Source organism: Zymomonas mobilis (assembly GCF_006715975.1).
GTDB classification, from domain to species: Bacteria; Pseudomonadota; Alphaproteobacteria; order Sphingomonadales; family Sphingomonadaceae; genus Zymomonas; species Zymomonas mobilis_B.
Genome location: NZ_VFOF01000001.1, coordinates 317,786 through 338,118, shown reverse-complemented (window position 1 = coordinate 338,118; position 20,333 = coordinate 317,786). Strand labels below are relative to the sequence as shown.

At 46.8% G+C, this 20,333-nt stretch carries 17 protein-coding genes; 10 read left to right on the top strand and 7 right to left on the bottom strand.

The genetic code is table 11. The features are described from left to right. Positions 1–22: 22 nt before the first annotated feature. The 4 genes from FBY58_RS01465 to FBY58_RS01450 all read right to left on the bottom strand — a co-directional run bounded on the left by FBY58_RS01465 (position 23) and on the right by FBY58_RS01450 (position 5,240). Positions 23–733, bottom strand: a complete 711-nt coding sequence (locus tag FBY58_RS01465) for a DUF2807 domain-containing protein (protein ID WP_260432172.1) — start codon at positions 731–733, stop codon at positions 23–25. A gap of 185 nt (positions 734–918) precedes the next feature. Beyond that, entirely contained in the window at positions 919–1,473 is a 555-nt protein-coding gene (locus tag FBY58_RS01460) for a CarD family transcriptional regulator (protein ID WP_141919159.1), read from the bottom strand. A gap of 328 nt (positions 1,474–1,801) precedes the next feature. Beyond that, the gene (gene fdxA / locus FBY58_RS01455) at positions 1,802–2,140 is read right to left on the bottom strand and encodes a ferredoxin FdxA (RefSeq protein WP_141919158.1); all 339 of its coding nucleotides are present in this window, start codon (positions 2,138–2,140) and stop codon (positions 1,802–1,804) included. Positions 2,141–2,402: 262 nt separating this feature from the next. Continuing rightward, entirely contained in the window at positions 2,403–5,240 is a 2,838-nt protein-coding gene (locus FBY58_RS01450) for a helicase-related protein (protein WP_141919157.1), read from the bottom strand. Positions 5,241–5,589: 349 nt separating this feature from the next. On the opposite strand from FBY58_RS01450, the gene FBY58_RS01445 reads away from it, so the two are divergent. Next, positions 5,590–7,125, top strand: coding sequence for a M23 family metallopeptidase (locus tag FBY58_RS01445; protein WP_260432011.1), 1,536 nt, complete (start codon positions 5,590–5,592; stop codon positions 7,123–7,125). A 211-nt stretch (positions 7,126–7,336) separates the two neighbouring features. On the opposite strand, the gene FBY58_RS01440 is transcribed toward FBY58_RS01445, so the two are convergent. Next, positions 7,337–7,987 carry a 5-formyltetrahydrofolate cyclo-ligase gene (locus FBY58_RS01440; protein ID WP_141919156.1) on the bottom strand — a complete coding sequence of 217 codons (651 nt, stop codon included), beginning with the start codon at positions 7,985–7,987 and terminating at the stop codon, positions 7,337–7,339. A 121-nt stretch (positions 7,988–8,108) separates the two neighbouring features. Here FBY58_RS01440 and FBY58_RS01435 point away from each other — a divergent pair, with 121 nt between their 5' ends. The 8 genes from FBY58_RS01435 to FBY58_RS01400 all read left to right on the top strand — a co-directional run bounded on the left by FBY58_RS01435 (position 8,109) and on the right by FBY58_RS01400 (position 18,602). Next, a complete protein-coding gene (locus tag FBY58_RS01435) occupies positions 8,109–9,644 on the top strand; it encodes an MATE family efflux transporter (protein WP_260432010.1) in 1,536 nt (511 codons plus the stop codon). A gap of 456 nt (positions 9,645–10,100) precedes the next feature. Continuing rightward, positions 10,101–13,478 (top strand): autotransporter domain-containing protein, encoded by a 3,378-nt coding sequence (locus tag FBY58_RS01430; protein WP_141919155.1) that lies wholly within the window; start codon positions 10,101–10,103, stop codon positions 13,476–13,478. A 363-nt stretch (positions 13,479–13,841) separates the two neighbouring features. Next, positions 13,842–14,150, top strand: a complete 309-nt coding sequence (rplU, locus tag FBY58_RS01425) for a 50S ribosomal protein L21 (RefSeq protein ID WP_141920583.1) — start codon at positions 13,842–13,844, stop codon at positions 14,148–14,150. A 135-nt stretch (positions 14,151–14,285) separates the two neighbouring features. Next, a complete protein-coding gene (gene rpmA / locus FBY58_RS01420; protein ID WP_141919154.1) occupies positions 14,286–14,555 on the top strand; it encodes a 50S ribosomal protein L27 in 270 nt (89 codons plus the stop codon). Between the two features lie 192 nt (positions 14,556–14,747). Then, a complete protein-coding gene (locus tag FBY58_RS01415) occupies positions 14,748–15,356 on the top strand; it encodes a GNAT family N-acetyltransferase (RefSeq protein ID WP_141919153.1) in 609 nt (202 codons plus the stop codon). 92 nt (positions 15,357–15,448) lie between these two features. After that, entirely contained in the window at positions 15,449–16,492 is a 1,044-nt protein-coding gene (obgE, locus tag FBY58_RS01410; protein WP_141919152.1) for a GTPase ObgE, read from the top strand. After that, positions 16,477–17,682, top strand: a complete 1,206-nt coding sequence (gene proB, locus FBY58_RS01405) for a glutamate 5-kinase (protein ID WP_141919151.1) — start codon at positions 16,477–16,479, stop codon at positions 17,680–17,682. The genes obgE and proB overlap by 16 nt, the downstream gene beginning before the upstream one ends. Continuing rightward, complete coding sequence (locus FBY58_RS01400; RefSeq protein ID WP_141919150.1) at positions 17,679–18,602, top strand: SDR family oxidoreductase; 924 nt, start codon at positions 17,679–17,681, stop codon at positions 18,600–18,602. The genes proB and FBY58_RS01400 overlap by 4 nt, the downstream gene beginning before the upstream one ends. A 10-nt stretch (positions 18,603–18,612) precedes the next feature. On the opposite strand, the gene FBY58_RS01395 is transcribed toward FBY58_RS01400, so the two are convergent. Beyond that, on the bottom strand, positions 18,613–19,245 hold the full coding sequence (locus FBY58_RS01395; RefSeq protein ID WP_185738164.1) for a cation transporter: 633 nt from the start codon (positions 19,243–19,245) through the stop codon (positions 18,613–18,615). Positions 19,246–19,313: 68 nt separating this feature from the next. On the opposite strand from FBY58_RS01395, the gene FBY58_RS01390 reads away from it, so the two are divergent. Next, positions 19,314–19,715 carry a helix-turn-helix domain-containing protein gene (locus FBY58_RS01390; RefSeq protein WP_141919148.1) on the top strand — a complete coding sequence of 134 codons (402 nt, stop codon included), beginning with the start codon at positions 19,314–19,316 and terminating at the stop codon, positions 19,713–19,715. 75 nt (positions 19,716–19,790) lie between these two features. Here FBY58_RS01390 and FBY58_RS01385 read toward each other — a convergent pair whose 3' ends face one another. Beyond that, entirely contained in the window at positions 19,791–20,333 is a 543-nt protein-coding gene (locus FBY58_RS01385; RefSeq protein ID WP_141919147.1) for a gamma-glutamylcyclotransferase family protein, read from the bottom strand.

The window sequence follows — 20,333 nt, the reverse complement described above, 5'->3', positions numbered from 1 at the left end:
GCATAAACAGGCTGTATAAAAATCAGGCTTTTTTGGGCTGAATTGTACCACTGCCTGTTTTAGATATTTTCCATGCGCTCATATCGACGGCGGGGTTTACTTCAATATCCCCCGATCCCATGAGCGAAAGGTGGCCTTCTTTCGATTGAAGCTGGCTAATATCAATCTTTCCTGATCCCATAAGCAGGCCAGTATAAGAATGGGATTCACCCGCAAGCTTTATATCGCCGGATCCAAAAACATTAGAAACTACCTTATCCGCATCGATATCAGACAAGAATATCTGACCAGAGCCCTTTAAAACGGCCATTGTGTTTTCTTGAATTTTACCAGAAATCACAATGTTTCCAGATCCACTTAAAACGACGGTAAGATCATTTTTGACGTCACCTTTTACTGAAACAGTAGAAGAACCTGACGAAACGATTGTCTTTAGCGTAGGCAAGATGATCCGAATTTTGGCTGGTTTTGTATAATGGCTAAAAAAATCTAGCACCTTTTTCTTATGTAAAATATGCAGGCTGTTATTTTGGAATTGCATATCTAAAGATTTGACGGCCTGAGAAGACCCTTGCACATTCACAGCATAATCACCGCCTACGATAATTTCAGCGTCTTCTACGCCCGCCAAAGAAATATTATTGAAAGGCTGGAAACGATAGGATTGGCCAATCTCGCTCGAGAAAAAAGGCCGGATTTTTTTAAAAGCAACCGGAATTGCAACAATAAGCATCAGGGCACATAACCCCATTTTGTAACGATGCCGCATAAATTACCCCACCCCGATAAAAAAATAACGATATTATGGGATAAAGAGAGGTAATTATAACAATCAACAAAAAAAACGGCTTTTCGAGAAAAAAGCCGTTTTCGCAAACACATCGTCATAAAAATAAAGCCTATTGCAAGGCTTTCTGACTATTCGACGGGTTCTTCTTTAACCAATTCTTTTACCAACTGGCGATGTTCTTCTGCCGCAGCCTTCAAAACATCAAAGATTTTATCGAGGGCTTGTGCTTCATCCGTATTTTCCATTGCCCCTAATTCACGAGCAAGACGGGAAGCGGCACCTTCAAAAATCTGCCGTTCAGAATAGCTCTGCTCCGGCTGATCATCGGCACGGAACAAATCGCGGACGACTTCAGCAATCGAAACGAGATCACCTGAATTGATCTTGGCTTCATATTCCTGCGCACGCCGAGACCACATTGTCCGCTTAATCCGGGGTTTTCCCTTTAAAGTCTGGATTGCTTCCTGAAGCGTCGCACTGGATGAAAGCTTTCTCATGCCGACGGCTTCTGCTTTATTTGTCGGAACTCTCAAGGTCATCCGTTCTTTTTCAAAACGCAGGACATAAAGTTCAAGACGGGTTCCGGCAATTTCCTGGCTTTGTAATTCAACTACGCGCCCAACACCGTGCTTGGGATATACGACGTAATCGCCGACGACGAAACTCAGCGCCTTGGAAGCCATTATATACGACCTTTCCTGTGGTAAGGTTCCCGTGCGATGACTGATGATCTTAAAAAATCAGGTACCGGACAATTAGATATCATAGCCCGACATAGGTCGGTAGTCATGATGCAGAGAACCCATTTTGCGATACATTAGGATGAAAAAAGACAACCCGTTCACCGATTGCCTAAAATAAAATCCTTGGAAAACCTTCTTTTCTGAAGACTCTTTAACACAAATTAGGAAAAATTCCAACAGGTCATAGCCTAATAACGCCCAAAATTAAGGGACGTTATTAGGCTGACAACACAAAACGCACTCTTAAACGTAAAAGAAAGAAAAGGGATTAATCACCGCTTCCCGGTTTTGGTGAAAAGAACTTTTCCAATTTGCCCGTTACTTCGCGCATTTCATCGGCATCGGCAGGGACGTCGGTTTTATGCGTGATGTTCGGCCATTCTTCGGCGTATTTACGGTTCAGTTCCATCCAGCTTTCAAGCCCGTTTTCGGTATCGGGCAGAATAGCTTCTGCGGGGCATTCCGGTTCACAAACACCGCAATCAATGCATTCGTTGGGATTGATGACGAGCATATTCTCGCCTTCATAGAAACAATCTACAGGGCAAACCTCGACGCAATCCATATATTTACAACGGATACAGGCATCGGTAACGACATACGTCATTATAAGAAACTCCGATAAGGGCATCACGTCGCGGCTTTAATGTACAAGCTGAACGATGCACCCTGATGAACAACCAAAAGACGCCCAACACAAAAAACGGAAGGTTTAAAACCCTTTTCCGGCCAAACGCCTACTCTTTCCAGAATACGGAAGCCCTGCTCTAGGAATTAAATGAAATTTTGACAAGTGCCGAAGCGTTACAGGATGTAACGATAGCCCAATACGCTAAAAAAGACGTTTCTTTATAGAAGACATAAAAAAATCATTTTTTCAAAATGGCTAAAACAGAAAAAGCATTAGGGATGTCAGGTTGTTTTTTATGAAAAGCAGTTCGGCTTCCCCCTCGTCGTTTTGCGCCACGCCACACCCATTGTTGCGCTTCATCTTTCACGATAGCTTCAGCTTTTTGCTTTTTCTCCGCCGGATAAAAGCCCAATTTTAACATCAACTTAGCAAAAGCATCCGGTTTCAGCCCCATACCCTGCATCATCCGCTGGTCAGGAACAAAGGACAGATTTTTCTTCTCTGTCTTTTCCTTGGGCGAAATATCTTCTTTTTTCTTCTTATAGTTTTTCGTCTTTAGGTTTTCTTGGGCTGACGGTGGCGACAAAGCCACTTTTACATTTTTGGCCGTTTTTTTCTTTGGCGGCTTCACTTCCAAAGAATCACGCCCCTTCTCTGCGCGCTTTTTCGCAGAAGGCAATGCGGCTTCAACCTCGGCTTTTTTCTTCGCTAAAGGCGGTTGCGGCTTTTTACCGGAAGCTTTCTTTTCAACAGAGGCCTCTCCTTTAGGTAAACGGCGATCATGCACCATACAAGCCAATTTCTCGGCACTATCCACCCGCAGCATTTGAGCTCCCAAAGACCGGAAGCCGACCAAGCCGGCCATTTCCGCCGTTTCACTATCTCTCGGCGTTTCTATCGCTGATCCAGTACTCTCTGGGAAAAATGATAAAATCTGATCGCGAAAGACCGTCAGCAAAGCCAATCGCCAACGGATAGCCTGTGGTTTTAACAAAGCTGGCATAAAAATATCTAAACGTCCGAAACGGATACCCAATATCGCCGCCTGCTTTTTCAAAGGCCGATTCAATATTTTCAGGATATCATCCATTTCAGCCCGTGGCAGATATCCCCCCTTTTCGACCAAAGACGCAAATAATGCCCGCAAAGAAGGCGGCGTGTCAGCCTGTCCAGATAATTCAGATAATTTGACCAAAGCCCCCAGTCTTCTCTGAATATTATTATGCAGCCACAAGGTTAAACGTTCTTCGATCTGTTTTTGGTCAGCAGGCAGTAAACGATCAAGTGAACGGCTTAATTTCACACGAGGGGTCAAAAACGACTTACCGCGCTCTAGATAGGCAACCGGATAGCTCTGCCATAACAGCCCTATTTTTTTCCCTTTTTCTGCCAACAGGGAGAAGGCTTCATCTTTATCATTCTGTAAAGCTTTTGCTCTTCGCGCCAGCTCACCACCCAAACGCCGTTCTGCCGCCGCATGTAAACGCTTCATATCGCCATGGCGGGCAGCCGGATCGACTTGGAAAGAAAAACCTTCCAACCGTCCGATGGATTCTCCCCCGACCAAAACGACACCATCCTCCGCAAATTCGGTGGGCAGCATATCCAATCCAGCCTTCCCCATATCCTGCATCAGAATAGAGGTGCGACGATCAACAAAGCGCTGCGTTAACCGTTCATGCAAAGCATCGGATAATTTTTCTTCCAAGGCACGCGTTCGTTCAGCCCATTTGGTCGGATTTTCTAACCAGTCTGATCTATGGGCGATATAGGCCCAAATACGGATACCGGCCAAACGCTCCGACAAAGTCGGGACATCGCCTTGGACATTATCCAATTTCACGATTTCATCAGCAACCCAACTGACGGGCAGATAACCATTCCCTTCTGTCAGATAACAAAAAATCCGCCGCACTAAACGGCTATGCGCTTCAATGCCGGTTTTTCTAAAATCAGGTAAACCACAAGTCGCCCAAAGCCGTTTGACCGCCAAAGAAGAACGCGACCTTTCTCTGATCGTCGGATCAGCGGCTAATTTATGCAAAACAGCTAAATCATAACTTTCTGGTGCGGCGCGTAACAAAGGCAGTCCGGGCTTACGTTCTAAAGACGCGATCAGGGAATCCAATCCGCTGACATCTGGCTCACCTTCGCGCCAATATAAATATTCAGCCGGTGAGAAATGATGCTCTTCAATTGCCGAAACTTCTTCATCCCTAAATTCGAGAGATTCCCCCGGCCATTGCAAAACGCCAAAACTACCGTCTCGCTGATACCGCCCCGCACGACCTGCAATCTGCGCCATTTCAGGGATGGTAAGGCGGCGCACTTGTCGCCCATCAAATTTACTCAAGGAAGCAAAGGCAACATGACTCACATCCATATTGAGTCCCATACCAATGGCATCGGTCGCCACTAAATAATTAACTTCGCCCGCCTGAAACATCTCGACTTGGGCATTTCGGGTGCGTGGAGACAAGGCGCCCATCACAACAGCAGCCCCGCCCCGTAACCGCCGCAGCATTTCGGCTGTGGCATAGACTTCCTCGGCAGAAAAGGCGACGATCGCTGACCGAGGCGGTAATCGTGATAATTTGGTAGGGCCACTATAGGACAGCGTAGAAAAACGCGGACGGCTTACAATTTCAATTCCGGGAATAAGACGACGTAATAAAGGCCGAAGCGCATCCGACCCTAAAAACATCGTTTCTTCCCGCCCGCGCAAATTCAAAAGGCGATCGGTAAAAACATGCCCTCTTTCGCGGTCACAGCCTAATTGCACCTCGTCCAAAGCCGCAAAGGCAAAGTCGCGGTTCATCGGCATAGATTCTGCGGTGCAAAGGAAATACTGCGCTTTGGCCGGAAGAATTTTCTCTTCGCCCGTAATCAAAGCCACCCGCTCGGCACCTTTGATCGCAACAACGCGGTCATAAACTTCCCGCGCTAATAGACGCAAAGGAAATCCAATAACCCCTGATGTATAAGAACACATCCGTTGAACAGCATAATGGGTTTTGCCAGTATTGGTGGGTCCCAAAACGGCAATGACGGAGGACGAAGAAAAAAGACGGGACATAGTGCGTTATATGTCGGGGTTTAAAGGATAAAAGACAAGCTGTTATCCTCTGCCGATTTCCAAAATTGAATTTTTACGCGGGAACAGCCTTCCTAAGCTGATTTTTTTATCAAAAGCTTTTTCCGTTCATCGCAAATTAAGCTATATCTTATCGCAATTATTGAATTTTTGACTGTTTTTTCCGTTAAAGAAGTCAAATCTTTACCGAATACAAAGGTTTATCCGGCAAAAAGCCTACTCGGCTTTATGGTTGTCAGGCACAAAAACAGTCTTACCAAACCGGACAGCGCATATGACTGTGGCCTTAAAAAAGCTCAAAGGTCGCATTTATTGATTGAGGTTACACGAAATGGCAGAAGGCGCCGCCAAACCACATTTGTCACAGGGACATCACGATAACAGCGGATCTCAAAATCTGGCGTTGAGAATGATGGTTGACAGATTGCGGGCATTTACGACCGCCCCTGCTATGCCGACCTCATCCGGTGCCGAATGGCTCCAACTCAGAACATGGATGCTCAGAGATGATTGGGTCATCAATCTGGCGGAATCCATCGGCTCTGCCCGTTGGTGGCGCGGCGCTTTCAGCTTAACCTCTCTGATTACCGCCGCTTTGCTGACCCATCCGTCAACGCACAAAAATTTTCTGCCGCCGGAAAGCGAAGCCGTCGCGCCGATCATAAAATCTAATCCGCAAAAAACCCCTTTATCGACAACCCTTGTCGGGATGGATCACTTCTTTCCAGCACCCCCAAAAGCCGGCGTCATCGCATCCCAATCAGAAGTGGCAGCATCCCCCGCATCGACGGTACGTTTTTTAAAGAAAGAAAACGGGATACCACTTACCCGTCTTTTTGAAAAAGCCGGTCTTTCGACACAGGAAGCCCAAGAAATTGAAAAGCTGATTACAACCAGCGTGCCTAAAAATTCGATTAGCAACGACACCGCTTTTCATATCATCACCCTGCCCCCCAGCAGTTCGCTCCAAGCCCGCAGGATGAGCCATCTCAATTTCAGAGCTTCATTTGATAGCATGGTCAATATTGACCGTGGAACGGATGGGCTAAAGCTCACACAATATACAATACCGTTCGTTACCCGCCCGATAAAATTTAGTTTTTCTATTGATAAAAACATCAAAGAAGATAGCCAAACTGCCGGTATTCCTGCCTCATTGGCGGATAAAATCGAACAATTATTAAAAAGGCAGCTGCCCAATCCACGTCTCTTTTTGCGCCATAAAACACGGCTCAATATCGTACTTAATCAAAGAGAAAATAGCTTGGGTGAAAAGGCGATAGGCGACCCACTCTATATTGCTTTGGCGCAAACGGATTCTCAAAACACCACCCGTAAAAGCGACCCTGTACAGGTTCAGCTTTTTAAATGGGAAAAAAATGGCCAAATTTATTGGCTGGATAACAAAGGTCAGGCTCCCCTTGTTTCCCCCAATAACTTTATTCTTCCGGTAGCGGGCAGAATATCATCACCCTTTGGCTATCGCTTTCATCCTATTTTGGGATTTACCCGCTTTCACAAAGGCATTGATATCAGCAGTCCTTACGGAACAGCAGTAAAATCCGCATCAGCTGGACGCGTGACTTTTGCCGGTCGAAAATCAGGCTATGGCAATTTTGCGACCGTAAATCACGGACAAGGTATTGAAACCGCCTATGCTCATATGAGCTGCCTACATGTTCATCAGGGGCAGATTGTTCAGCAAGGACAAACCATTGGGCAGATTGGGACAAGCGGCCTTTCGACAGGCCCCCATCTTCACTATGAAGTGCATTATAACAATGCGCCGGTTAATCCTGATCACTTCATCCAGTCCGCCCATTACCAGTTAACGGGGCCAGACCTCGTTGAATTCAAACAAAAATAACAAAAATGATAGCCTTTGCGGGTCAGGATTCACGGAAAAGCTAGCGCTTATTTTCTTTAGCCTTTAACCGAGAAGCGACAGAAAAAATATTGCCGCCGCCCTATCAACTGGGTGTTATAATCCTACTAGGCGCTTACCTTCGGATTCCAATAATCAAGATATCGGGATAACAAGATTAACCCACCACCCCTTTAAACAGCCACGCTATCGCCTAAAAACCGATCCATTCTTTTTCGGTCGCAACAGCATGAAGCGGCATATCCCATGCTTCCACCGGAATGGATTCTGCTTCTTGGATACTCCATGCCACACCGATACGAATAGCATCAGGGTAAGCCTGAAAACTGCGGTCATAATAACCGCCACCACGTCCCAAACGCCGTAAAGAACGGTCAAAGCCGACCAAAGGCGTCAAGATAATATCTGGTGCCATTTTTTCAGAATTTTGGGTTGGCTGCAAAACGCCACCAGCGACTTCTTCCAAAGGATCACCAGGCCACCAACGATGAAAATCGAGCGGCGCATCCTTTTCAACAATTCTAGGCAATAACGGCGTAATGCCTGCATCAATCGCCTGCAAAAAGATCGGCAAAGGATCGACCTCGCCATCATTGGGTAAATAGGCGGAAATAGAACGCGCCTTCCCAAAGTGACTGCGGATATGCTCTGCCAACATCAAGGTGAAAATTAGACCATCGGCCTTCCATGATGGGTTATCCGTCAAAGCCTTCCGACGTTGCCGGAAAAATTTCCGCAAAGCTTTTTTATCGACCAGTTGCGAGCTCGACTGAACATTATCCGGTGTATCCCCTTCTTTTAGAAGATCCGAAACAGAAAAAAGGGAAGACGACGCAACGGACACAGGCTTCTCCATCAAAACACAGAGGAATATTGCATGATATTCATATAATTTTGTCGTTATTCTGTTTTTTTCAACCCATCACAGTCTATCCCATTCAAAACTATGCATAAATGGATGGAAATTGAGCCGCTTTTCTTCCCTATCTGCCGAACTGGATAATATCGACAACCAAGAATCCGGCATCCGGCTTGACAGTAAAAAGACAGCGCGCCATCCCAGAGAAATGTTATCGCCGAAACGAGCCACCGACCGCCTTTTCCTTACTTTATCTCGCCATAAAGTCATTGCGGCTATCGCCCTACCAGCGATTGTCACCAATATTGCAACGGCGTTATTTGGTCTTGCCGATATTTGGGCAATTGGCCGGATGGGTAATCCACAGGCTCAAGGCGGCGTTGAAATCGGGGCGAAATTATTAACCACTCTATGTGTGCTTTTTAATTTTTTACGCTCCGGCACGGTTGCTTTAACGGCGCAAGCTGCCGGACGGCATACAGTAGAAACAACACAACCTCCTTCCCTATCAGAAGCCCAATGGGAAGAATCTGGCCGCCGTCATCCTATGACAATAAAAGCTAGCCATGAAACCGAACAAACCCTGATACGGGCGGTTTCTCTCGCTTTAGGCATTGGGCTTTTAATACTGCTTTTAAAGCCAATCATCCTTCCTCTCGGCCTCTCTCTCATGGATGCGTCGGGCTCGATCCGAGAACAAGCTGAGCATTATGTGATGCGGCGTTATTGGGTCGTGCCGCTTATTTTATCCAATGTCGCTCTCAGCGCATGGTTAATCGGGATGCGTTCAATGCGAACGGTTCTGGTGATCGAGGTTGCCAGTAATTTTTTCCATATTTCAATGGATTGCCTGTTTGTTCTTTTGTTGAAACAAGGCGTTAATGGGGTCGCTTATGCGTCAATCATTTCCGAAATATTTTCAACTTCGTTGCTGCTTGCAGCAATTACAAAACATGTGCGGCCAAGGATATTATACTATCTGGGGCTTGAACGCCGAACATGGCAAAAAGAAACCATCTACGCATTATTCAGCCTCAATCGTGACTTATTCATCCGCACGTTGCTGTTGATGACCGCCATCATCTTTTTTACGCGTATGAGCGTCAAGCAAGGTGCCATTCTGTTGGCTGCTAATGCCATTATCAATCAGCTTTTCTCTTTATCAACCCTGATTTTGGATGGTTATGAAAGCTCGGCACAGATATTATGCGGTGAAGCCGCCGGTGCCAAAGATCATCATCGTTTTTCGCAATTAATGCGTGCCTGTTTACTGCAAGGCTTTTTAGTAGCAGTCTTGTTGGCTGTCATTTTCGGCTTTTCCGGTTCTTCTTTGGTAGAGTCATTCACTACCGATCAAATCGTCGCCAATACCGCCGCTGGATTTTCTATCTGGCTAGTCATCATGCCACTGGTTGGCGTCAGTTCTTATGTCATGGATGGTGTTTTTGTCGGCGCAGGCTGGAGCAAAGGCATGATGGGCTGCATGGCAGTCGCGCTTTCGCTCTTTATGGTCAGTCTGTTTTTTCTAAAAGGCTGGGGCAATAATGGCCTGTGGTTATCTTTCAGCTTATTTTTGATCTATCGCGGCGGCGCACAATTTATTCTTTTGCCCTTTATGACCAAACGTCAATTCATCAAGTAGATAGAAAACATCTAACAACTACTATAAATGATGAAGGGTGCCATTTTACAATGGCACTTTTTTAATACTATTTTTAAGAAATAAAAATAATATAAAAAACAATAAATTTGATATATTTTAGAATATATATAAAATTAAAAAAATAAATAATTTAAAAAATATAAATAAAAAACACCAGATAAATCACAAATTATTATTTTTTACATACAAATATATGGTCAATAAATTTTATATTTAATTAAATTAAAAATAAAAACAAAACACAATATCTCAAAAATAAAATATCAAAATGTAATTTTTAAACCATGTAATCACGAAAAATCATAAATTTCCAATATATTTCATCATCTCCATTTTAGAAAACAAACCCAAATCTACTGAACAACTCTAAAAAATTGTAAAATTATATTTTTCATTATAAGTAGTATTGTTAAATTATAAAAAATGGGGGGGGATATGATAAATCTAAGAAGGGTTATAACCCGTCTTTTTATGGCGAGTTGTGTTTTTTATCCCAGCATACTGCATGCAACCGATATCCCGCTTGATATTATTAACGAAGCAGAAGACGGCTTTTCCTTTACCCGCCTAGGCATCAATGCCGGTGTTAATAATGGGGATCCCAAAGAATATCTTTTCGATACAGGGTCGGATTCTTTTAATATCGCAGTGGGCATGAACAGTAACGGCACCATGCCCAGCTGGTTTCCTCAAAATACAGGCACCGCCATCAGCAGCCCTTATGGCTATATGTATGGGGATGGAACCTATGGCTATCTGCAATCAGATACCACGGCTTCCAACATTCAATTCTATAATAGTGTAACGGGCAACAAAGTTGCGGATTACGATACCTCTGGCGGCTTGGGCGTGGCCGTTATTCAGGCATCAATAGCCACAGAGGATAGAATAAACTCCGATGATATCGGGCAACAAATTTCACCCGACACGCCAGGGCTCGATCCGTCCCAAGCCTATTATCAAGATTTATCATGGCAAAGATCACTTGATGCCGGCGCGGCTCCAGATGAAAATCATTTTTACGGCATCATGGGTGCCGGAGATTTCATCTACCCAGGTGACAATGGTGGCGTTCCGGGTCAGTTAACCAAAAGCGGCTATATTGTCGAAGCCAACGGCACGGCAACAACACCAGGGAATTGTGGCGCAAGTTGCCTCATTGTGGGGCTTACTCCGGCCTTAAGAGCGCAATTTTTTACACAAGTCCCTTGGCGGAGCGTTATTGGCAGCTTCCCACTGTCGGGGGCTAATGCAGGTCGCCAATTTGACAGCATGTTCAAATATGCGCTTGATAATGGTCAAAGCACCCGCGCCATGCCCACCCTGCTGGATTCCGGCACACCGATGATTATCGTCGGCTCAAATGACTTACTCGATCAAGCGTCCAATGCGGGGGCAACGGGCAGCGATGGTTACAGTAATGATGTTGATCCGGGACATACTCTAAGCATCACAGGGAATACAGCCAATGCTCAGACCGTCTCCATTACAACGGGAGACGGCGCGCAAGGCGATCAAACCAACGTCCTTACCTTGGGCAGCAACATCTACACGCCGGATAATTACACACTCGAAGGCGTGTCTTTCTTTTTGCACAATGCCGTTATGTATGACCTCGAAAATGCCGTGACAGGCTACACGCCTTTTTATGTCTCGGATGCCGATTTTTCTGATGGCCTTAATGTCTCTTCCGACATGGGCGCGCTTGGCTTGGCTGGAGTAATATCGGGCTCAAAAGACGTTAATATTCAAAGCGGCGGCATAGCCTATTTAACCAATAGCAACAGCTATACCGGCGCAACCAATATCGCTGACAAAGGCTGGTTGGGCATCGGCGGTCCCGGAAGTATTGCTCAATCTTCAGTTGTGAATGTGAACGGAACTTTTGATATCGCCCATTCCGATGCAGGGCAGACTATCCGCTCTCTTTCCGGCAATGGTCAGGTCGTATTGGGCGACAACACCCTGTTATTAAGCCAAGCACAGGATGTCTTTTCAGGTTCCATCCGTGATGATTATGCCGATGGCTCAACCCGTGCAGATATGGTGCCCGTTCCGATCCTGACAGGTGGGGCAGATCAAACGCATGGCGGCATTATTATTGCCGGAGGAAGAGAAACCTTCTCTGGCAATAACAGCTATAGTGGCAAGACAGGCATTACCTCGGATGCCGAACTCATTCTAACTGGCAAAATCGACAAATCAGTGGTCGAAAATGCAGGCCGTTTTGAAAATAACGGCGAGACAACCGCCATGGTTAATTCAACCGGTATTGTCAGCGGTAATGGCCTTTTCGCGGGTGGATTGACGGTCAAACAAGGTATTGTCACTCCGGGGGCTGTCTTGACCAATGGCGGCGGCAATATGGCAGTCTCGCAAAATTTAGTCTTAGACAGCGATGCCACTTACCTCACCCAAGTTGGCAGCACTTCCGCCAGCATGATCACGGTCAACGGCACGGCGCAAATTAATGGCGCCACTCTCGTCAGCTTGGCAACCGCGCAAACCGGACGCCCAGCATTAGGGCAACATTACGATATTCTAACCGCTTCGGATGGCATATCGGGACAGTTCGGTGCCGTAAAAAGCAACCTAACGGGAGACAGCGCGATCTACCCCTTCCTGACGACCGGCGTTGACTATAAACAAAACGTCGTTTCTCTGGAAGTTGAACGAAGCCAGATCACTTTTACTTCGGCCGCTCAAAGCCGCAACGAACAAAATGTCGCTTCAACGCTTGATCGTCTATCGCCAACCTCTTCGCTGGCCTTACCTGCAACTTTGCTCAATTTTGCAGGTGCCAGAAATGCCTTCAACAGCTTATCCGGCGAAATCCACGCCTCTGCCCGAACGGCACTTATCCAGAACGCCACAGAAATTCGGGATATGGCAATTAACCGGATGCGGTTGGCTGATTGTCTTCCAGGTGCAACAACAGCAAAAACCTCCAATCACAATTCTGGGGCAGTCTGTGACAGCGATGAAGGTCAAACCCTATGGATGCAATCCTATGGAAATTGGAGCAAAAACGGCCATACAGCCAACGCAGCAGGCATGAATAATTCTGTCGGCGGTTTTGTCCTTGGTGGTGAAACTTCCCTGATTCCTCGTTGGCATATTGGTGCGCTTGTCGGTTATGGTCATTCCGGCTTTTCTGTCGGCGAACGCTCCTCTTCAGGGCATAGCAACAACGTCACCTTGGGTGGTTACGCCAATACCAATTGGGATCGCCTAGGGTTACGAATGGGGGCGACTTATACATGGGACAGATTAGCCACCCGTCGAAAAGTACTTTATTCTGATTTTACCGATCAACAGAGCAGCCGCTATAATGGCGGTACGACACAGGCGTTTGCCGATATCGGCTATCGCTTTGACATCGGTCGGGTCATGGTAGAACCTTTCGGAAATGCGGCCTATATCAACCAACACACAAATGCTTTCCGTGAACAAGGCGGCGCGGCGGCACTTTCCGGCCATGCGTTAAGCACTAATATGGCCTATGCGACCTTCGGTTCGCGCTTGGCTTCTCGCATGACATTAGGAAAAACTACTGTCCTGACACCGAATGCGACTATCGGTTATCGCCATGCCTTTGGAACAATCACGCCTTCAATAAGACAGAATTTCCTTTCAGGCAGTTCTGATTTTAATGTTTCCGGTGTTCCTTTGGCACAAAATTCCGCGATGGTCAGCGCAGGCTTGCAGGCTCAAATCAAGCAACGCTTACAATTGGGTGTTTCCTATACGGGTCAATATGGCACGCGCTATTCTGAAAGTGGAATCAAAGGCAATATTTCATGGATATTCTAATCCTGTCAGAAATTCTCTTTCCAGAATAAGAAGAACAAAATTACTTTTGGGGCGTTGCTTTGACGGCAACGCCTTTTTCTTGCCGATAAAAATAAAGGGCATCGTCATCACTATGATAACGCTCGATATTTCCCTTGGAAAAAATAAATTTCAATAGATCAGACAATACGCCAACAGATGCAAAAGCCTCTCAACAATGAAAGAATAAGGCTAAAAGCTGGCCTTTTTCGGCGAATAATCGATTCAACATATTGACTCACTATTCAGTTTAGACTAGCAGAGCACACTTAAACCGGCATGTGTGGGTTGACCGCGCGTGGTCGGATCTGTTTATTTCATGCCTTTGAAGAAGTGATAAAAGCCATGTTCGCTATCGTGCGCACCGGCGGGAAGCAATACCGCGTCGCCGCTGGAGACAAAATTGTTGTCGAAAAAATCGCCGGCGAGGCGGGAACGACAGTTTCGCTTGAAGATGTCCTGCTTGCTGGTGAGGGTGCTGATCTTAAGCCCGTCACAGGTTTGACGGTTTCAGCTGAGATCATTGCTCAGGCTAAGGCGGAAAAAGTCATAGTCTTCAAAAAACGTCGCCGCCATAATTATCGTCGCCGTAACGGCCACCGTCAGCAGCATACAATCCTCAAGATTGTATCAGTCGGTAACGCCGCTGCTTAATATTGGATTTCATTTTTTCTGAAACTTTTTCCGGCGCTATGCGTATTTTACCCAATAGTGCCAGAATGTTCAGAATTTTAACCGGCAAAGTCATTGCTCTTTAATGTAAGCAGACTTTTCTAGGGAGATTACATAATGGCACATAAGAAAGCAGGCGGTTCGTCGCGTAACGGTCGCGATTCAGCTGGTCGCCGCCTTGGTGTTAAAAAATTTGGTGGTGAAAGCGTTATTGGCGGAAATATTATTATCCGTCAGCGCGGTACCAGAGTTTACGCCGGCCGCAATGTAGGTATGGGCAAAGACCATACTTTATTTGCAATTGCTGAAGGCCGTGTGGTTTTCCATAAAGGAAAACTCGGACGCAGCTATGTCAGCGTCGACGCACAGCCGTTGGCAGCTGAATAACGGATGATCCGTTGGGTCGTCCGTCGAAGGGCGACCCGATTATTACTGTTTTATAACAGTTTTAAAGGGGAGCAGCCTTACCCAAGGCCGCTCTTTTTTTTGGTCGGTTAGTCGCTCGTTTATTTCGTCTTTTGTCATGATACTGTCTTTAACGGCAGCTATGAATGGGGGGCGATCAAGGAGCTTAAACCGATGTTCGCTTATAGCGCACGTTTATTTTTGAGGCCGCTGTGGTCAGATGACCTTAGTGTTTTACTCGATCTGCTGGAAACTGCCTCTTCACGCAGCGGATCGCCCGACTCTTCCGATAATGATGTAACCCGTTACTTACGGGATAATGCTTCTCGGCTTATCCGTGAAACCGATATCACGCGCCCGCATTCGGGTGTCTTTTTAAGAAGCGGGAAAGAACCCCGCCTGATCGGCATCACGGCACTGGCGGGCACCGAAGCCCATTTCTTTTGCTGGATTGCACCTGCTTTTCGGGGCAATGGCTTCGCAACAGAAGCCAGCAAAATGATGCTTCATTTTGCCGATAACGCATTGCGTCTTCCCATGCTGACGGCGGCTTATGATCACGAAGATGAAGCCGCAGAAAAGCTGTTAACAAAATTGGGCTTTTCTGAAAAACAGAAAAACCCTCCGACAGCCGCATGGGGTGCCGCTAATAATTCGGTATCCTTCTTACCTGAAAATTTTATCAAGGAAGAACGCGTCAGGGTATTATCCTCGTCTCAGATGTCTTCTTCTCATAATAAATTACAGACTATTTTAAACAGAATCGCGACACTAGCGGCGTAATATGATAACGGGGATATTATTTTATGAAATGATATCCTCTGCTATCATCAGGCTTTCAAACAAGCCCTGTTTTCTTTATAGTCTGTCTCACCATGCAATTTCTCGATCAGGCCAAAATTTATCTGCGTTCTGGCGCCGGTGGCCCCGGTGCGGTCTCTTTTCGCCATGAAAAATACATTGAATATGGCGGCCCCGATGGGGGAAATGGGGGCAAAGGCGGCGACATTGTTTTTGAAGCCATTCCTGGCCTCAATACGCTGATCGACTTCCGCTACACCCAGCATTTTCGCGCTCCTCGTGGTGCCAGCGGCGCCGGCACAAATAAAACCGGCGCTGGCGCAAAGGACTTGGTCATCCAATTGCCAGTCGGAACGCAAATCCTGTCCGAAGACAAAGAAGAAATTCTCCATGATTTCACGAAAGTCGGCGAAAGAGTCGTTTTCCTGAAAGGTGGCGATGGTGGCCGCGGTAATGCCAGCTATAAAAGCTCAACCAACCGCGCCCCGCGTCAACATGGCCCCGGATGGCCAGCACAAGAAGCTTGGGTATGGCTAAGGCTAAAATTAATAGCCGATGTCGGTCTGGTCGGTTTGCCAAATGCCGGAAAGTCAACTTTTCTCAAGGCTTCAACCAACGCCAACCCTAAAATCGGTAATTATCCCTTCACGACCCTTCACCCTCAATTAGGTGTGGTGCGTCGCCATGGTCAGGAATTTGTTCTGGCCGATATTCCCGGCCTTATCGAAGGGGCTTCGGAAGGTGTCGGTATTGGTGACCGTTTCTTGGGACATATCGAACGCTGTCGTATTTTGCTGCATCTTGTGGATGCCTCTGGCGAAGATCCCGTCGCGGCATGGCAGGAAGTGCAAAACGAACTCGTTTTATACGGTGCCGATTTAGAAGAAAAACAGCAAATCTTGGCGCTGAATAAAATAGACAGCGTCGATGAAGAAACCTGCGCCGAGCTAGCGAAAGCATTAGAAGAAGCAAGCGGACAAAAACCCATGCTTTTATCAGGTGCTACCGGTGAAGGTCTGGACCCTATCCTTGACCAGCTTGTTACAATGACCGGTCGCGCTACGGAAAAAGCGCAAGAGAGCACTGCTCAAACGGAGAAGATATGGTCGCCGATCTAACGCTACAGTCACGCCCTGATTTATCCGCCTGCCAAATAATCAGTGGAGAAAATCTCTCTGCTGACAATAACGGGGCGGTTTTCCGGCCAGGAAACTGTCCGCGATTAGTTATAAAAATCGGATCATCTCTGCTTGTTGATAAGCGGGGTCAAGTGCGACGTGATTGGTTGCAAACGGTTGCCTATGACATCGCCAAGCTCCATCAAGCGGGACAGCAAATCATTGTTGTTTCTTCCGGTGCTATTGCGCTTGGTGCAAGGCGGCTCAATCTGCCTCGGGGCGGCCGCGCGTCTTTAGAAGATGCGCAGGCTTCGGCTTCTGTCGGGCAAATTGTGCTAAGCCAATGCTGGGCAGAATTATTGGGCGCTTGCAGTCTCGATTCTTCTCAAATCCTGCTTACCTTGGATGATCTTGAAGATCGCCGCCGTTACCTGAATGTGTCAGCCACGCTCGACCGCCTTCTTTCACTGGGTGTTGTGCCTGTTATCAATGAGAATGATTCGATTGCAACCGCAGAAATTCGTTTCGGCGATAATGACCGTTTAGCCGCTCGTATTGGACAAGCCAGTCACGCTTCGGGCGTTATTCTGTTTTCTGACGTTGATGGCCTTTATACGGCCAATCCGATGAAGGATCCCAACGCCAAACGGATTGATAAGGTCGAACATATTGATAACGACACAGAAGCCATGGCCAGCAGCGATTCCGCTTCTGGGATGGGATCTGGCGGTATGGCTTCCAAGGTAGAGGCCGCGCGTATCGCGACTTATTCCGGTGTTAATCTGGCCATTACCACAGGTAAGCGCCCTTCCCCTTTGACCATGTTTTTAAATGATGGCGCAGGCACCTTGTTTACAGCTGACGAGAGTGCTTCTGCTCATAAAACATGGCTCGCCGGACGGTTAACCGCCCATGGGCAGGTTTATATCGACCAAGGGGCAGTCGATGCTCTCAACGACGGGAATAGCCTGCTTCCGGCCGGTGTTTGCTCAATAGAAGGCAAATTCAACCGTGGTGATGTGGTCGATATTCTAGATCAAGATCATAATCTGATCGCCCGCGGGCTGATTGAATATGATAGCGACGATTCTGCCAAAATCACTGGCAAGCGGTCACAAGAGATTATGGAAATTTTGGGGTATGAGGCTCGTACCGCTCTTATCCACCGCAACCATATGGTTATGCTATGAAAATTGCCTTGACGGGGGGAACCGGCTTCATTGGTGGCCACGTCTTCAATAATACGGCTGGACGCGGTATTGGCATCAAGGCTTTAACCCGACGACCACAACCGGCAAGGCCGGGGGTCGAATGGATTAGAGGTAGCCTTGAAGATGAAGACAGCCTCAAAAGACTGGTTTCTTCCTGTCAGGCAGTTATCCATATGGCAGGCGCGATCAAGGCCGATGACAGAGCAGCCTTTGCCCGTATTAATCTCACCGGGACAGAAAAACTTTTAGAAGTCGCGAAAGACGCCGGTGTCACTCGCTTCATTCATGTTTCTTCTTTAGCTGCAAGAGAATCCGAGCTTTCTGATTATGGCTGGTCAAAAGCCCAATCAGAAGAAAAAGTAAGAGCCTCTGGCCTCGATTGGACAATTATCCGCCCTCCTGCCGTCTATGGATCAGGCGATCAGGAAATGCTGGAAATGTTCAGAATGGCGGTAAGAGGGATAATGCTTATGCCTCCCGCAGGGCGGTTGTCTGTTATCGCTGCCGATGACTTATCGCGCCTTCTTCTTACCTTAGCGGATCCAAAAATTGGCGCGCCAAGCTGCCATCAACTTTACGAAGTCGATGATGGTCATCCAGAAGGCTGGAGCCAAAATGAATTTGCCCAAGTCTTGGGGCATGCAGTCGGTCGGCCATCCGTGCGAGTGGTTCACCTTCCCAAAAAGCTATTATCTTTTGCTTCACATGCTGAAATTTGGCTGCGCGGTAAAAAAGCACGTCTGACACAAGACCGTGTTCGCTATTTTTGCCATCCCGACTGGGTGATCAATCCCACATTACGGCCACAGCCCTCGCTTTGGCAGCCGCAAATTGTCCTTGAAGAAGGCCTCAATGAAACCGCCATCTGGTATCGCTCTCGTGGCTGGCTCAAAAAATAACCGCTAAATTTTATGCCTTTGCCAGTGATCGTAACTCACCCAAAGCCATCCGAATACTGATCCATGCCCCTTGCAAAGCAAGAATAGCCATAATGGCCGCCACCGCATAATCAGGCCAACCTTTGGCAATATTAAATACCCCCAAAGCGGCCAAAAGAACGGCGAAGTTGCCAATCACATCATTGCGAGAACAAATCCACGCAGAGTGCATATTGGCATCGCCGGATCTAAAGCGCCATAATAACAAAAATGAGACCACATTCGCGATAAGCGCTATGCCGCCGACCATACCCATTGTTTGGGCTTCTGGCAGAGTCCCACTGATAATATGCCACAGGGTAATAACAATTACCCATAGCCCCAAAAGTCCCATTGTTAAGCCTTTTACAAGCGCAGCTTTGGCACGGGCTCGTAAAGAATACCCGATCACCAAAAGACTAATGGCATAATTAAAACTATCGCCCAGAAAATCGAGCGCATCGCCTTGCAAAGAAGCCGATCCTGATAAAATACCGGCCGCTATCTCTGCTAAAAACATAGCGGCATTGATGATTAAAACACTCCACAAGACTCTCTTATAACCGACAGGAATCTTCTTTGTTGTCGGCGAAATCGTCTCACAACCACAGCATTTGACACCCATGATGATCCTCGTGCAATCAAATGATAAGACGACTAAGATGGGGGCTATAGTAACTATAGGGTCAAGCCATGAATGCGGATTATTTCACCATTGGTACTCTGGCCAAAGAAACCGAGACTAAAATTGTTACTATTCGCTATTATGAATCCATCGGTCTTTTGCCGGAACCGCCTCGAACAGAGGGGAATTACCGCCTTTATAATCGCTCTCATTTGATGCGATTGACGTTCATTCGGCGCTGCCGATCATTGGGCTTCACCTTAAATCATGTCCGTGAACTTCTCGCGCTAACGGAAAAGCAAGATCAGGATTGTAACGAGGTCGATCGATTGGCACACAGCCATTTAGAAGCCGTCGAACATAAAATTCAGGATCTCACCAAACTAGCCAAAGAACTTCGCCATCAGATCAATTCCTGCCAAGGCGGAAGGATAGCCGATTGCCATATTTTAGAGGCGCTCTCTTCGTAAAATAACTCATATTCAGGCCATCGGGGCAATATTTCGGCGGCCTGATATAGCCATAAACCTGCTCCTTAAAGTCAATCAGCACTCACAAGGAACAAAGTTTTTCAAAAAGTCTTCCATGCTGCCCTTCATTGGAACCGGATAGCGGGCTTTCTTCGTCGTAATTTCTTTAAGGCCGTCAATATATTCGCTAGGTAAGCCATGCTTTTCTGCACTGGCAATAATATCAGCCATTTGCTCATCGCTGGGCTGTTCCGCATTACCTAACGCCGCCTTTTTATAGACCAGAACAGAATAAATCTGACCATCAATCCCCATCACATCTTCAGGGGTATGAAAATAGCTTCCCGTGCCATCTTGCTTGGCATTTTGACGAATATCTAAAACATCAGAATCCATCGCTGCCAGTTTATAAACGATGCCCCATAAATCTTCTCCGGCCGCCGGTATTAAAGTTTCGGCACCGCCATCCCAGATATCGGAATGCGCATAAAAAGATAACTTATGATCTGGTAATCGGGCGACCGTCAGAATTTTTGCCTTATGACAATTCCGCTCTGTATTCATATTCGCGCCATAGGCAAAATACAGCATATCCGGTTTCTTTTGTCTGGGAGCCAT

Bases quoted from the DNA above. Each gene is read 5' to 3' on its own strand.
- FBY58_RS01465 (WP_260432172.1), bottom strand. From the start codon at position 733: ATGCTTATTGTTGCAATTCCGGTTGCTTTTAAAAAAATCCGGCCTTTT.
- FBY58_RS01460 (WP_141919159.1), bottom strand. From the start codon at position 1,473: ATGGCTTCCAAGGCGCTGAGTTTCGTCGTCGGCGATTACGTCGTATAT.
- fdxA (WP_141919158.1), bottom strand. From the start codon at position 2,140: ATGACGTATGTCGTTACCGATGCCTGTATCCGTTGTAAATATATGGAT.
- FBY58_RS01450 (WP_141919157.1), bottom strand. From the start codon at position 5,240: ATGTCCCGTCTTTTTTCTTCGTCCTCCGTCATTGCCGTTTTGGGACCC.
- FBY58_RS01445 (WP_260432011.1), top strand. From the start codon at position 5,590: ATGGCAGAAGGCGCCGCCAAACCACATTTGTCACAGGGACATCACGAT.
- FBY58_RS01430 (WP_141919155.1), top strand. From the start codon at position 10,101: ATGATAAATCTAAGAAGGGTTATAACCCGTCTTTTTATGGCGAGTTGT.
- rplU (WP_141920583.1), top strand. From the start codon at position 13,842: ATGTTCGCTATCGTGCGCACCGGCGGGAAGCAATACCGCGTCGCCGCT.
- rpmA (WP_141919154.1), top strand. From the start codon at position 14,286: ATGGCACATAAGAAAGCAGGCGGTTCGTCGCGTAACGGTCGCGATTCA.
- FBY58_RS01415 (WP_141919153.1), top strand. From the start codon at position 14,748: ATGTTCGCTTATAGCGCACGTTTATTTTTGAGGCCGCTGTGGTCAGAT.
- obgE (WP_141919152.1), top strand. From the start codon at position 15,449: ATGCAATTTCTCGATCAGGCCAAAATTTATCTGCGTTCTGGCGCCGGT.
- proB (WP_141919151.1), top strand. From the start codon at position 16,477: ATGGTCGCCGATCTAACGCTACAGTCACGCCCTGATTTATCCGCCTGC.
- FBY58_RS01400 (WP_141919150.1), top strand. From the start codon at position 17,679: ATGAAAATTGCCTTGACGGGGGGAACCGGCTTCATTGGTGGCCACGTC.
- FBY58_RS01395 (WP_185738164.1), bottom strand. From the start codon at position 19,245: ATGGGTGTCAAATGCTGTGGTTGTGAGACGATTTCGCCGACAACAAAG.
- FBY58_RS01390 (WP_141919148.1), top strand. From the start codon at position 19,314: ATGAATGCGGATTATTTCACCATTGGTACTCTGGCCAAAGAAACCGAG.
- FBY58_RS01385 (WP_141919147.1), bottom strand. From the start codon at position 20,333: ATGGCTCCCAGACAAAAGAAACCGGATATGCTGTATTTTGCCTATGGC.